A 13,306-nucleotide genomic window follows, 5' to 3' on the forward strand; every position below is an offset into this window, starting at 1 on the left:
AAGTGTTAAGTAGGTCCGACTAAATTAGTCGGAAACACAGGCAAGAAACAGTGACTTTTTCGAGAAGTACTGTTGCGTTAAAAGCAATAGTCAACGCGGCGATAGGATTGCGTCGTAGTCCTTCGTGGATGAATCCGCGCCCACCCAATGGGTGGCAGTTGGATCAAGCCGGTAGCACAATCCCGAAGGTGTTGGCCCCGGCCTGGCTGCGTACAAACACGCTACCGCCATGCATCAGGGCAATGGCCTTGACGATGGCCAGGCCCAGGCCATGGTTGCCACCACCACTGCTGCGCGCAGCATCCACCCGGTAGAAACGTTCGAACAGCATCGGCAGGTGTTCCTGGTCAATCGCCGGCCCCGGGTTGCTCACGGCAATGCTGATCTGGCCGTCCTGCTGCTCGATATGCACCTGGATGACTTGACGGGCGGCGGTGTGCTGTACGGCGTTGTTCAACAGGTTGATCAGCGCCCGACGCAGTTGGGCCTTTTCGATGTGCGCCTGGGCATCGCCACTGACCTCGACACGCACTTGTGCGTCTTCAAGGATGTAGTCCAGGTAGTCGAGGGTCGCGGCCACTTCTTCGGCCAGCGAGGAGCAGGTCAGGGCCGTGGCCTTGCTGCCCTGATCGGCGCTGGCCAGGAACAGCATGTCGTTGATGATAGTGCGCAGGCGTTCAAGTTCTTCCAGGTTGGACTGCAGCACTTCAAAGTAGTGCTCGGCACTGCGCCCGCGGGTCAGGGCCACCTGGGTCTGGCCGATCAGGTTGGTCAACGGCGAACGCAGTTCATGGGCGACGTCGGCGTTGAACGCTTCAAGGCGGGTATAGGATTGGTCCACCCGTTCCAGGGTGGAGTTGAAGGCGCTGGCGAATTGCGCCACTTCCGGTGGCAGGTCCGATAGCTGCAAGCGTCCGCTGAGGCGCGGTGGCGCAAGTTTCTGCGCTTCGGCAGATAGTGTGCGCAGCGGCTTCAGCCCGACCCTCGCGACCCAGTAGCCAAGCACCGAGGCCAGCAGTACGCCGAACACCGACAGGCTGACGATGGCCACCAGCAAGGTGTGTTGAGTCTGCCAGAAGGCTTCGGTATCGATGGCGATTAAAAAGCGCATGGACGGCCGCGCGCCCATGGCTGGCAGCTCGCTGACCAGTACCTTGTACGGGTAAGGGTTGTTGGCCAGGCGCAGGTCGCGCATGCCCAGCGGCCCGAGGGCGAAGGCGCGGAGGTTGTCATCGGGGTGACCGTATTCAAACGTGCTGTGGCCGCTCACCACCCAGAAGCGAATCCGCCGATCTTCTTCGCTGAGCAGGTTGAGTTTGTTGGTGATCTTGGCCCAGTGCTCGGTGGTGTCGTAACGCGTCAGCGATGACTCCAGCACACTCAAGCGCGCCTCCAGTTCCGCAGCCGGCAGCAAATCCAGGCTGCGATCGACCTGCTTGTACAGGGCGCTGCCAATCAACAGGAACACGCCGAGCGCCACCAGGGTGAACAATGCGCTCAAGCGCAGGGCGATGGAGTTAGTCGGCACGGTTTTCCAGAACATAGCCCATGCCTCGGATAGTGTGCAGCAGTTTGGTTTCGAATGGCCCGTCAAGCTTGGCGCGCAGGCGCTTGATCGCTACTTCGACGACGTTGGCATCACTGTCGAAATTGATGTCCCAGACCAACTCGGCGATGGCTGTCTTGGAGAGAATTTCGCCGTGCCGCCGGGCCAGTACGCTGAGCAGGGAAAACTCCTTGGCGGTCAGGTCCAGGCGTTGCCCGGCACGACTGGCCTTGCGGCTGAGCAAATCGACCCACAGGTCCGCGACCTGAATCTGCACCGGCTCCTGGCTGCTGCTGCGGCGAGTCAAGGCTTGCAGGCGGGCGACCAGTTCCAGGAACGAAAACGGCTTGCCGAGGTAATCGTCGGCGCCTTCGCGCAGGCCATGAATTCGGTCTTCGACGCGCTCGCGGGCGGTGAGCATGATCACCGGGGTTTGCTTGCGCACGCGCAGGGCGCGCAGTACGCCGTAACCGTCCAGGCCGGGCAGCATCACATCGAGCACGATCACGGCGTAGTCGCCTTCCAGGGCCATGTGCAGGCCATCGATACCGTCGCGGGCCAGGTCCACGGTAAAGCCCTGTTCGCTCAAGCCGCGGTGCAGGTAGTCGGCGGTTTTTTCTTCATCTTCAATAATCAGCACACGCATGATCGGTTCTCAACTGCCAGTGGGCTGCGCCACGCTTTGCGGCGTCTTGCGCCGATGGAACAGACGCTCCAGGGCCAAGTATATGATTGGCGTGGTGAACAGTGTCAGCGCCTGGCTGACCAGCAAGCCGCCGACCACGGCAATCCCCAGGGGCTGGCGCAGTTCGGCGCCGGCACCCATGCCGAACATCAAGGGCACGGCACCGAGCAGGGCGGCGAGGGTGGTCATCATGATCGGTCGAAAGCGCGTCAGGCAGGCCTGGTGGATCGCCTCTTCCGGGCTTAGCCCCAAAGTGCGCTGGGCGTCGAGGGCGAAGTCGATGAGCAGGATGCCGTTTTTCTTGACGATACCGATCAACAGCACAATGCCGATCAGGCCCATGATGCTGAAGTCCTGCCCCGTCAGCCACAGCAGCGCCAGTGCGCCAAGGCCGGCCGAGGGTAGGGTGGAGATAATCGTCAATGGGTGCACGAAACTCTCGTAGAGCACGCCGAGAATGATGTACACCGCCACCAGCGCCGCGAGGATCAGCCAGGGCTGGCTCGACAGCGAACTCTGGAAGGCCTGGGCCGCGCCCTGGAAGTTGCCGATGATCGAATCGGGCATGCCCAGTTCCCGCTGGGTGCGCTCAAGGATCTGCACGGCATCGCCCAGGGCTACTCCGGGCGCCAGGTTGAATGACAGGTTGGCGGCCGGGAATAGGCCATCGTGGCTGATCGACAATGGCCCGGTGCTCGGTGGCGCGACTTTAGCCAGCACTGACAGCGGTACCATTTCATTGGTCAGTGGCGAGCGCAGGTAGAAATAGTTGAGGCTTTCAGCCTTGCCGCGCTGACGGGCGTCGAGTTCGAGGATGACCTTGTACTGGTTGGTCTCGGTCTGGAATTCGCTGATCTGACGCTGGCCGAAAGCGTCATACAGCGCCTGGTCGATGTCGGTGGTGGTCAGGCCGAAACGGGCTGCGGCGCGGCGGTCGATATCGATGCGGGTAACGCTGGCACCCAGTTGCAAGTCGTTGGACAGGTCACGAAACGCCGGGTTGGTCTTCAGGCGCTCGGTAAGGCGCTGCGTCCATTCGTTCAACGCCGCGCCGTCGTTGCTCTTGAGCACGTACTGATACTGGCTGCGGGTGGGTCCGGAACTCAGGTTTATGTCCTGGCCGGCGCGCAGGTACAGGACCACGCCTGGCACCTTGGCCAGTTTTGGGCGCAAGCGATCGATGAACTCACTGGCCGACACATCGCGATCACCTCGGTCCTTGAGGGCGATCCAGAAACGGCCGTTGGCGATGGTCTGGTTGCTGCCGGTTACCCCGACAGCGTGAGAAAACGCGCGTACTGCCGGGTCGGCCTCGATGACCTTGGCCAGCGCCTGGTGCTTTTTGATCATGTCGGGATAGGAGATATCGGCAGCGCCCTCGGAGGTGCCGAGAATGAACCCGGTGTCCTGAACCGGGAAAAAGCCCTTTGGGATGGCGACGTAACCGGCTACGGCCAGGGCCAGGGTCACGGCGAAAATCGCCATCATCAAGCGTTGGTGCGCCAGGGCCTTGACCAGCACGCGCTCGTACCACGCCAGCAGGCGCTCACCGAACGTAATTCTGTGCTGCTCCTTGTGTTCGGGGCGCTCCATGAACAGGGCGCAGAGGGTCGGCGCCAGGGTCAGCGAGACCACCACCGAAATGAGGATGGTCGAGGTCGCGGTGAGGGCGAACTCCTTGAACAAGCGACCCACCACGCCGCCCATGAACAGCAACGGAATAAACGCGGCCACCAGGGAAAAACTGATCGAGACCACGGTAAAGCCGATTTCGCCGGAGCCCTTGATTGCCGCTTCGCGCTTGCTGTCGCCGGCCTCCAGATGACGGTGAATGTTCTCCACCACGACGATGGCGTCATCGACCACAAAGCCCACGGCGATGACAATGGCGACCAGGGTCAAGTTATTGAGGCTGAAACCGAACAGGTACATCAGCGCAAAGCTTGCGATCAGCGATACGGCGAGCACGCTCGATACAATCAAGGTCGCCGACCATTGGCGCAGAAACAGCGCCATCACCCCGATCACCAGCGCTACGGCAATCAGCAAGGTTACTTCTACTTCATGCAGGGACGCGCGAATGGTCTGCGTGCGGTCATTGAGCACCGAGACCTCGACCGCTGCCGGCAGCATCTGTTCGAGCCGCGGCAACGCCTCCATGATGCCGTCGACTGTCTCGACGATGTTGGCGCCAGGCTGGCGGAACACCACCAGGTTCAGGCCCTGCTGCTCGCCGGACCAGGCCTTGACGTAGGCGTTCTCGGCGCCGTTGATAACCTTGGCGACATCTTTCAGGTGCACCGGGGCGCCGTCACGGTAAGAGACGATAAGTTGTGCGTACTCTTCGGGATGAAACAACTGATCGTTGGTGGCCAGGGTGGAAACGCTGCTGTCGCCATACAGCGCACCTTTGGCCAGGTTCAGGCTGGTCTGTTGGATAGCCTGGCGCAGGTCGGCGAGGGTCAGCCCCAACGCTGCAAGTTTTTCCGGCTGGGCCTGCACGCGGATAGCGGGGCGCAGTTGCCCGGTGATGTTGATCAGGCCGACGCCGTTTATCTGGCTCAGTTGCCGAGCCAGAAGGGTTTCGGCGTAGTCGCTCAATTCGTTGGCGGGCATCTGCGACGAGCTGACCGTGAGGATCAGTACCGGGCTGTCGGCCGGGTTGACCTTGCGCCAGGTGGGCGGGCTGGGCATGTCCTGGGGCAGGCGGGCGGTGGCGGTGTTGATGGCCGCCTGAACTTCCTGGGCAGCGGTGTCGATGCTTTTTTCCAGGCTGAACTGCAGAATCAGGTTGGTCGATCCCAGGGCGCTGCTGGAGGTCATCTGGGTCATGCCGGGGATGGCGCTGAACTGGACTTCCAGTGGTGTGGCCACCGACGAGGCCATGGTTTCCGGGCTGGCGCCGGGCAGTTGGGCGGAGACCTGAATGGTCGGGAAGTCGGCTTCGGGCAATGGCGCAATCGGCAGGCGCGGGAAGGCGATAACGCCGAGCAGTACCAGGGCGAACGTCAGCAGCAGGGTCGCAATCGGGCGGTCGATGCACCAGGCCGAAATCGAGCCGCGGGCTTTCATGGCTGCTCCCGACGTTTAGCCACTTCTTCTGGCGCAGCGGCTTCAGCCGCCACTTCTACGGTGGCGCCAGGCCGGAGCCGCGACTGACCATCGGAGACCAGTTTGTCACCCTGGCCGACCCCGGCAATGATGTTCAGGGTGCTGTCCTGATAGACCACGGTGACCGGCACGCTTTCGACCTTGTCGCCGACCAGTTTGTAGACGTAATGGCCGTCGATGCCGCGTTGCACCACCTGTGGCGGTACCACCAATGCATTCTGCTCGAGCGCGGTCTGCAGCTTCAGGGTGACCAGTTGTCCCGGCCAGAGGCGGGCGTCGGGGTTGGCGAACTCAGCCTTGACCCGAATGGTTCCGCTGTTGGCGGCTACCTGATTGTCGATCAGGGTCAGGTGACCCTCGGCAAGCAAGGTGCCGCTGTTGTCACCATCGCCTTCCAGGTAAGCCTGAACCACCGCGGCAGGTTGCGCCTTGAGCAGCCCCTGCAAGGTCGGCAGCATGTTTTGCGGCAAGGAAAACTCCACCCCGATCGGGTCGATCTGGGTGACGCTGAACAGCCCCTGGGTATCGGCCACGCGCAAAAAATTGCCTTCATCGACGTTACGAATACCCACCCTGCCGGTCACCGGCGAAAGAATCTGGGTGTAGGACAACTGCACCTGGGCCGCGGTTATAGCGGCCTGGTTGCCGAGCACCGTGGCTTGCAGTTGATTGAACAGTGCCTGCTGCTGATCGAGGGTCTGGCGCGATACGCCGTTGTCGGTGCTGAGCAGCTTGTAGCGCTTGAGATCGACACCGGCAACCTGCAGTTGTGCCTGGCTTTGCCCCAATTGCGCCTTGGCTTGTTCGAGGGTAGCGCGAATGGCGCGGTCGTCGATGGTAGCCAGCAAGTCACCTTGCTTGACCCATTGTCCTTCCTTGACCAGCAGGCGGGTCAATACGCCTTCGACCTGAGGCCGAATCACCACGCTGTGCAGTGACAGCACCGAGCCGATACCGCTGGCAAAACGTGGCACGTCTTGTTGTTTGACGGCAACGACGCGCACCGGGATAGCGGGGCTGTGAGCGACTTTCTCTTCACCCGAGCGACCCAACAACCAAAAGCCAATCCCGGCCAGAACCAACAGGCCGACGCAGATCACAACAGAGCGGGGCTGAATACGCATAGGTGAAATTCCAGGGCAATGCCTAATTTATAGCGGCTCGATCAGGTCAGCAGCGTGACCGCTAACTGACAGCGCTGACAGCTAGCTGAAAGCCAGTGATGGCAAATTGCCAAATACGTGAGCTGGATCAAGGAAATCAGCCGGTTTGTCACTAAAGTCGTACGCCCTGCCGATTCTCCCGAAAAACAACGAGTGCCTCCGATGAAGAGCAATATGCCTGTGACCGGTCGCAATGTGGATTATCCCGGTGACGCCAATATCCTTTCTACCACCGACCTTTCAAGCGTAATCACCTACGCCAATGACGACTTCGTCAAGATCAGTGGATTCAGTCGTGAAGAACTGCTGGGCAGTCCTCACCATGTGGTGCGTCACCCCGATATGCCACCCCAGGCATTCGAACAGATGTGGCAGACCCTCAAGAACGGTCAGTCATGGATGGGCTTGGTGAAGAATCGCTGTAGAAATGGTGATCACTACTGGGTCAGTTCCTTCGTTTCGCCCATCGCCAGTGAAGGGAAAACGGTGGAGTATCAGTCGATCCGAACCAAGCCAAGTGCTGAGCAGGTCGAAGCCGCCGAGCGCTGCTACAGCGATTTACGCAGCGGTCGAAAGGCCTGGTGGCAACGCTTGCCGGTGGTCGGCCTTGGCGGGCAATTGTGGGCGGGCGTAACCCTGGGGTTGGTGCTGGCCTCGGTGCTCAGCCACCTGTTGTTGCCGGTGATACCCTGGCAAGGGGCAGTACAAGTGTTGTTGGCCAGCGGCCTGAGTGCGCTGGTGATCCTGGCGGTGCTCAAGCCCTTCCAGCGTTTGTGTGCTGAAGCCAAGGCGATTGCCGACAATCCGTTGAGCCAGCAGTTGTACACTGGCCGTCGCGACGGCATCGGCCAGATCGATTTTGCCCTGCGCATGCTCAAGGGCCAGCTCGGCGCGGTGGTTGGGCGAATCAGCGACACCTCGCGGCGTCTGGCCGGGCACAGTGGTTCGTTGGCGCAGTCGCTGCAAAGCAGTCACAGTACCAGCCTGGAGCAGCAGGGCGAAGCCGATCAGATCGCCACCGCGATCAATCAGATGGCGGCCAGCGTGGCCGAGGTCGCCAGCAACGCCCAGCAAGCCTCGCAAGCGGCCGATCAAGCCGAAGATGAAACCCGTGCCGGGCATCAGTTGGTCGACCTCAATCGCAGTGCGATTCAGGAATTGGCCAACTCGCTGGATGCCGCCACTGAAGTTATCCACAACCTGCAGAGCCACAGCAGTGAGATCACCGGTGTGGTGGAAGTGATCCGTGGGATTGCCGAGCAGACCAACCTGCTCGCGCTCAACGCCGCTATCGAAGCGGCCCGGGCGGGTGATCAGGGTCGCGGCTTTGCGGTGGTCGCCGATGAGGTGCGCAGCTTGGCGCAGCGCACGGCACAATCGACCCATGAGATTCAGCGCATGATCAGCGTGCTGCAAAATGGCGCGCGCGACGCTGTGCAGGTGATGCAGCAAAGCAGCGAACACGCTGGCCACAGTGTCGATCAGGCCCGGCGCGCCGCCACGGCGCTGGACGGTATCAGCTTGCGGGTCAATCAGATCAGTGAGATGAGCTTGCAGATTGCAGCGGCGGTGGAGCAGCAAAGCCAGGTCAGCGAGAGCATCAACCGCAACATCATCACCATCCGCCAGGCCAGCGAATCAACCGTGCAGGTAGGCCAGCAAAGCCATCTCAGTGCCAGCGATGTGGCGTCGATTGCCGAAGACTTGCGCCGCCTGGCTGCGGAGTTCTGGCGGCGCTGTCATTGATGTCAGTGCTCTTCGAAGGCTACTGAGCGCGCCGCAACGATCAGGCAGTCGGTCAGCTCCGGTGAAGAGAACTTGGTCAGCACCGCGTTGGCCCCGGCGAGCCGGGCTTTTTCGCTGTTCATCGCGCTGTCCAGCGAGGTGTGCAGCAGCACGTACAGGTGCTTGAAGTCCGGGGTTTCGCGCAGGGTGCGGGTGAAGGCGTAGCCATCCATTTCGGACATCTCGATGTCTGAGACCACCACGTTGATCTCCTGCTCGGTGCCTTGCAGCTCGAGCAGGGTGTTGATCGCATCCTTGGCACTGCGCGCGGTGTGGCATTCGATACCGAGGCCGCGCAAGGTGTGCACCGATTGCTGCAAGGCCACCAGGCTGTCGTCGACGACCAGAATGTTGGTGGCGGCCAGCACCGCTGCATCATCGGCGCTCAATTCGCTGCCCGCGACCTCGTGAGGGGGCGGGGAGATACCGTGAATGACCTTCTCGATATCCAGCACTTGGACCAGGGTATTGTCGACCCGGGTCACGCCAGTAATGAACGACTTGCTGCCCGAACCGTAAGGCGGTGGCTTGATGTCGGTGGTCAGGCAATGAACGATCTTGCTCACCGCCTGCACATGCAGGCCCTGCTTGGAGCGGCTGATATCGGTAACGATCAGGCAGCCGCCCTGGGGATCTTCCAGCGGCCGCTCGCCAATGGCCCTGGACAGGTCGATCACCGACAGCGAGTTGCCACGCAGGGTAGCAACGCCTTTGACGTGGGGATGTGACTCCGGCAGTTTGGTCAGCGCAGGGCAAGGAATGATTTCACTGACCTTGAGCAGGTTGATAGCCATCAGCTTGCCGCTGCGCAGGGTGAACAGCAGCAGCGACAACGAGTCCGCGCGGGCATTTTGCGTGGCCATGGGTACCTTCAGGTCAGGTTGAACGGGGGAGATGCCGGGTTATCGACCCGACAGCCCGGGGCTTTAATGGCTTGCGTAAATCAGCGTAGACCCAGGCGCTTGGCCAGGCGACTGAGATTGGCCCGATCCAGGCCTAGCTCGCGGGCGGCGCTGGCCCAATTGCCCTGATGACGCTCAAGGCAGGCTTGGATCAGTTGGCGCTGATAAACGTCGAGAGCCTGGCGCAGGTCGCCCACCGGCAAGTCAGCCGTCGCGGTGAGCGGCGCCTGTTCCTGGCTGAGCGCTGCTTCGATGGGCTTGAGGTCCAGGTCCGTGGCATTGAGGGTAAGTATTTTCGGACGCTGACGGTGCTGGCCCAGAGCCTTGAGCGCCGAGCGCCCGATCAGGTGTTCGAGCTCTCGCACATTTCCTGGCCAGTCATACGCTAGCAGGGCGGCCTGGGCCTCCGCGCTCAGGCGCAGGCTGCCCAGACCCATGCGTGAGCGATTGTGTTCGAGAAAGTAGCCACTGAGCAGCAACACATCGCGCCCACGCTCACGCAACGGCGGCACCCTTAGCGGGTAAACGCTCAGGCGGTGGTAGAAATCGGCACGATAACGGCCAGCCCGCACTTCATCAGCCAGGTCGCGATTGGTGGCAGCGATCAGGCGCACGTCGACGCGGTGTTCCTGGTCTGAACCCAGGCGCTGCAATTGCCCGCTCTGCAGCACACGCAGAAGCTTGGCTTGCACCGTCAGCGACAGCTCACCGACTTCATCGAGAAACAGCGTACCGCCGTTGGCCAGTTCGAATTTGCCGCGTCGTTCGTCGACAGCGCCGGTAAAGGCACCCCGCACATGGCCGAACAGTTCGCTCTCTACCAGGGTGTCGGGTAACGCCGCGCAGTTGAGGCTGATCATCGGTTTGTTGGCGCGGCCCGAAGCCTGATGAATGGCCTGCGCTACCAGTTCCTTGCCGACCCCGGTTTCACCCGTAATCAGCACGGTCAGGTCGCTGCTGCCGACCAAGTGGATCTCTTCCAGCAGGCGCTTGTGCAGTTTGCTCTGGCCGATCAGTTCCTTGTACTGCTGGCCGCTGGCCTGGCGATACACCTCGGCGCGTTCGTGCTCATCCTCGGCGCGCAGCGCCAGGCGTGCGATACGTTCGGCAACATTGACTGTGGCCTCGGCCAGGCTGGCAAAGGCTTGCAGGGCGTCCAGTTCGACTTGCTGGAACTGCTCCGGGTCGAGTGCGTCGAGGGTGATCAGGCCCCAGGGTTGTTCGTCGACAAACAGCGGGCAACCCATGCAGTCATGAACTTCCAGGTGCTGGTGCAGGCCTTCGACCAATCCGTCGTAGGGGTCTGGCAGCTCGCTGTCGCTGGCAAAGCGGGTAGGGGCGTTATGGCTGAGAATGATCTCGAAGCGCGGGTGTTCGTTGACCTTGAAGCGTCGCCCCAGCGTGTCCGTGCTCAAACCATCGACTGCCAATGGCACCAGCCAATCACCATCCAGGCGCAGAAGCGCGGCAGCGTCGCACGGCAACAGGCTGCGCATGGCTTCGAGCAGACGTCGATAGCGTTCGCGCTCGGGCAAGTCGCGGGACAGATCGCTGACCAGTGGCAGCAGGGCGGTTAGCAGGGATTTTGCGGTCATAAAGACTCCTGTTGGTCTTAATGACTATATATCAGATGTGGTCTTTATGACTCTGTTATTTTTAACTCATTGATTTTAAAGGGTTTAAAAGTTGGCACGAAAACTGAATTAGCGAACGTATTCATCAGAAGCCATAGGCTCAGGAGTCACTTAATGCTTAATGCCCAGGATCGTGCGATCGTCAAAGCCACTGTTCCCCTGCTCGAAAGCGGTGGCGAAGCACTGACGACTCACTTCTACAAATTGATGCTCAGCGAATACCCTGAAGTGCGCCCACTGTTCAACCAGGCCCACCAGGCCAGCGGCGACCAGCCACGTGCATTGGCTAATGGTGTACTGATGTATGCCCGTCACATCGACCAACTCGAACAGCTCGGTGGCTTGGTCGGCCAGATCATCAACAAGCATGTGGCCTTGCAGATTCTTCCGGAACATTACCCGATCGTGGGTAGCTGTCTGCTGCGCGCCATCGAAGAAGTACTCGGCAAGGAAATCGCCACCCCCGAGGTCATTGCTGCCTGGGGCGCGGCCTACCAACAACTGGCTGACATCCTCATCGGCGCCGAAGCCGATGTCTATGCGCAGAAAGAAGCAGCTCCTGGTGGCTGGCGCGGTGCGCGGGAATTCAAGTTGGTGCAGCGCATCGACGAAAGCAGCGAGATCGTTTCCTTCTATTTCGCGCCGGTCGATGGCGGCGCCATTCTCCAAGCCGAGCCGGGTCAATACATCGGCCTGCAACTGATCATCGATGGCACCGAACAGCGTCGCAACTATTCGCTGTCGGCCCTGAGCGATGCCGGTCAGTACCGTATCAGCGTCAAGCGCGAAGCCGGTGGCAAGGTCTCCAATTACCTGCATGAGCAAATGGCTGTGGGCGACAGCATCAAACTGTTCCCGCCATCGGGCGAGTTCACCTTGAGCGCCAGCGACAAACCTTTGGTGCTGATCAGCGGTGGTGTGGGCATTACCCCGACCCTGCCGATGCTCGAAGCGGCGCTGGAAAGCGGTCGTCTGGTGCACTTCATCCACTGCGCGCGCAACGGTGCGGTGCATGCGTTCCGTGACTGGGTCGATGGTCTGGCGGCGCGTCATCCACAGGTCAAGCGCTTCTACTGCTACGCCGAAGACGATGGCGTCAGCGAGCCTGCCGATGCTGTCGGCCTGCTGACTGCCGAACAGTTGAACGCATGGTTGCCACAGGAGCGTGACGTAGACGCCTACTTCCTCGGTCCGAAAGGCTTCATGGCTACCGTCAAGGGGCACCTCAAGGGGCTGGGCGTACCTGAGGCGCAGAGCCGCTACGAGTTCTTCGGCCCGGCCTCGGCGCTCGAATAACCGGTTTTCCCCACCTACGGTTGCAATCGCAAGGCACAGCCAGCAATGGCTGTGCCTTGCGACGTTTGGTCGCCTTCTCAGAGAGGGTGCCTGGCCTTTTTACTGCATGCAGAAAAAGCGTCATGCGCGTGGCGCATCATCCTCCCAGCCGTATCAAGGAAACCGCAATCGTGAACATCAAATGGGCAGACAAACTGCGCAAGGGCCTGCATGGCTCGGCCGACTCGCTGGGCAATCTCTGCGTCGAAGCGTTTCACTACCTGGCCCTGTTCGGCATTGGTGCGATTACCGCTTATGCAGCCGTCGCGACCTTCATCGATATGCTCAGCAAGGGTGGCGTCAGTGTTGATGACATTCTTCTGTTGTTCATCTACCTCGAGCTGGGGGCGATGGTCGGGATTTACTTCAAGACCAACCACATGCCGATTCGCTTCCTGCTGTATGTGGCGATCACGGCGCTGACCCGCCTATTGATCGGCGATGTCTCGCACCACAAGGCGCCGGATGTCGGTCTGCTGTATGTGTGTGGTGGGATTCTGCTGTTGGCGTTCGCGATTCTGGTGGTGCGTTATGCCTCTTACCAGTACCCGTCGACCAAGGCTATCGATGCCAGTGGAAAGGAAATCGAAGAGGGTAAGTAACTCGGTGGCTGTTGCTGCGATGGGGCACTGAAGGGATGCAGTCGATCTCGTAGACAATGCCGATAAAAAAGGCGAGCCCCTGGCTCGCCTTTTTACCGTCTGCGTTATGTCATTCAGCTGATGCTGCGAGCTTGCTCGTTTTCCAGGAATTCTTCCTGTAGCAGGCCGTCATTCTGGGCCTCATTGGCGGTTTGTTGAGTGACGGCGCGTTTGCTGCGTAGCTTGCCGTAGAAATGCTCCAGGGCATGGTTGAGCTTCAGTGCTGCTCCCTCGACAGCCTGGTCGAGCGATGCAGACTTGTGGCTTACGGAAATCGGTTGATGGCCTTTTGGGCGTGCCTCCATCTGGCAGCGTTTGTCGTGCGGACCTGGCTTGTCGCCATTCTCGTCTCGCAGGTGAACCTCGACCCGGGTGATATCTTCCTCAAAGTGTTCGAGCATGCTTTCGATGGTGCTGCGGACCCACTCTTCCAGTCGAATGTTGCCTTGAATATGGTTGTCGCTATTGACTTGGATTTGCATAGTTCAATCCCTTATTCAGCTA

10 protein-coding genes and 1 pseudogene are annotated in these 13,306 nt (G+C 60.5%); 4 read left to right on the forward strand and 7 right to left on the reverse strand.

What is annotated here, in order from left to right; genetic code table 11:
• Positions 1 to 163: 163 nt before the first annotated feature.
• Genes D3Z90_RS04525 through D3Z90_RS04540 form a run of 4 tightly spaced genes read right to left on the reverse strand, consistent with a single transcriptional unit; the run spans position 164 to position 6,466 of the window.
• The gene (locus tag D3Z90_RS04525) at positions 164 to 1,543 is read right to left on the reverse strand and encodes a heavy metal sensor histidine kinase (RefSeq protein ID WP_136474597.1); all 1,380 of its coding nucleotides are present in this window, start codon (positions 1,541 to 1,543) and stop codon (positions 164 to 166) included.
• Positions 1,518 to 2,192, reverse strand: coding sequence for a heavy metal response regulator transcription factor (locus D3Z90_RS04530; RefSeq protein WP_136474598.1), 675 nt, complete (start codon positions 2,190 to 2,192; stop codon positions 1,518 to 1,520). The genes D3Z90_RS04525 and D3Z90_RS04530 overlap by 26 nt, the downstream gene beginning before the upstream one ends.
• 9 nt (positions 2,193 to 2,201) lie before the next feature.
• Complete coding sequence (locus D3Z90_RS04535) at positions 2,202 to 5,303, reverse strand: multidrug efflux RND transporter permease subunit (RefSeq protein WP_136474599.1); 3,102 nt, start codon at positions 5,301 to 5,303, stop codon at positions 2,202 to 2,204.
• The gene (locus D3Z90_RS04540) at positions 5,300 to 6,466 is read right to left on the reverse strand and encodes an efflux RND transporter periplasmic adaptor subunit (protein WP_136474600.1); all 1,167 of its coding nucleotides are present in this window, start codon (positions 6,464 to 6,466) and stop codon (positions 5,300 to 5,302) included. Before D3Z90_RS04540 ends, D3Z90_RS04535 begins: the two co-directional genes overlap by 4 nt.
• A gap of 213 nt (positions 6,467 to 6,679) precedes the next feature.
• On the opposite strand from D3Z90_RS04540, the pseudogene D3Z90_RS27275 reads away from it, so the two are divergent.
• Both D3Z90_RS27275 and D3Z90_RS04545 read left to right on the forward strand, forming a co-directional pair.
• Positions 6,680 to 6,949, forward strand: a pseudogene (locus tag D3Z90_RS27275) (PAS domain-containing protein); the annotation flags it as partial.
• 213 nt (positions 6,950 to 7,162) lie between these two features.
• Positions 7,163 to 8,251, forward strand: a complete 1,089-nt coding sequence (locus tag D3Z90_RS04545; protein ID WP_371922306.1) for a methyl-accepting chemotaxis protein — start codon at positions 7,163 to 7,165, stop codon at positions 8,249 to 8,251.
• A 2-nt stretch (positions 8,252 to 8,253) separates the two neighbouring features.
• On the opposite strand, the gene D3Z90_RS04550 is transcribed toward D3Z90_RS04545, so the two are convergent.
• Together D3Z90_RS04550 and norR are read right to left on the reverse strand one after the other, a co-directional pair.
• Positions 8,254 to 9,153: a chemotaxis protein gene (locus D3Z90_RS04550; RefSeq protein WP_136474602.1), complete on the reverse strand. Its 900-nt coding sequence runs from the start codon at positions 9,151 to 9,153 to the stop codon at positions 8,254 to 8,256.
• Between the two features lie 80 nt (positions 9,154 to 9,233).
• Positions 9,234 to 10,787: a nitric oxide reductase transcriptional regulator NorR gene (norR, locus tag D3Z90_RS04555; RefSeq protein WP_136474603.1), complete on the reverse strand. Its 1,554-nt coding sequence runs from the start codon at positions 10,785 to 10,787 to the stop codon at positions 9,234 to 9,236.
• Positions 10,788 to 10,940: 153 nt separating this feature from the next.
• On the opposite strand from norR, the gene hmpA reads away from it, so the two are divergent.
• Positions 10,941 to 12,122 carry an NO-inducible flavohemoprotein gene (gene hmpA, locus D3Z90_RS04560; RefSeq protein ID WP_136474604.1) on the forward strand — a complete coding sequence of 394 codons (1,182 nt, stop codon included), beginning with the start codon at positions 10,941 to 10,943 and terminating at the stop codon, positions 12,120 to 12,122.
• A gap of 170 nt (positions 12,123 to 12,292) precedes the next feature.
• Complete coding sequence (locus D3Z90_RS04565) at positions 12,293 to 12,763, forward strand: phosphate-starvation-inducible protein PsiE (RefSeq protein WP_136474605.1); 471 nt, start codon at positions 12,293 to 12,295, stop codon at positions 12,761 to 12,763.
• Between the two features lie 113 nt (positions 12,764 to 12,876).
• Here D3Z90_RS04565 and D3Z90_RS04570 read toward each other — a convergent pair whose 3' ends face one another.
• Positions 12,877 to 13,284 carry an HPF/RaiA family ribosome-associated protein gene (locus D3Z90_RS04570; protein ID WP_136474606.1) on the reverse strand — a complete coding sequence of 136 codons (408 nt, stop codon included), beginning with the start codon at positions 13,282 to 13,284 and terminating at the stop codon, positions 12,877 to 12,879.
• Positions 13,285 to 13,306: the final 22 nt, after the last annotated feature.

It is taken from the genome of Pseudomonas sp. DG56-2 (assembly GCF_004803755.1).
In the GTDB taxonomy this organism is placed as follows: domain Bacteria; phylum Pseudomonadota; class Gammaproteobacteria; order Pseudomonadales; family Pseudomonadaceae; genus Aquipseudomonas; species Aquipseudomonas auratipiscis.

Bases quoted from the DNA above. Each gene is read 5' to 3' on its own strand.
- norR (WP_136474603.1), bottom strand. From the start codon at position 10,787: ATGACCGCAAAATCCCTGCTAACCGCCCTGCTGCCACTGGTCAGCGAT.
- D3Z90_RS04570 (WP_136474606.1), bottom strand. From the start codon at position 13,284: ATGCAAATCCAAGTCAATAGCGACAACCATATTCAAGGCAACATTCGA.
- D3Z90_RS04530 (WP_136474598.1), bottom strand. From the start codon at position 2,192: ATGCGTGTGCTGATTATTGAAGATGAAGAAAAAACCGCCGACTACCTG.
- hmpA (WP_136474604.1), top strand. From the start codon at position 10,941: ATGCTTAATGCCCAGGATCGTGCGATCGTCAAAGCCACTGTTCCCCTG.
- D3Z90_RS04525 (WP_136474597.1), bottom strand. From the start codon at position 1,543: ATGTTCTGGAAAACCGTGCCGACTAACTCCATCGCCCTGCGCTTGAGC.
- D3Z90_RS04535 (WP_136474599.1), bottom strand. From the start codon at position 5,303: ATGAAAGCCCGCGGCTCGATTTCGGCCTGGTGCATCGACCGCCCGATT.
- D3Z90_RS04550 (WP_136474602.1), bottom strand. From the start codon at position 9,153: ATGGCCACGCAAAATGCCCGCGCGGACTCGTTGTCGCTGCTGCTGTTC.
- D3Z90_RS04540 (WP_136474600.1), bottom strand. From the start codon at position 6,466: ATGCGTATTCAGCCCCGCTCTGTTGTGATCTGCGTCGGCCTGTTGGTT.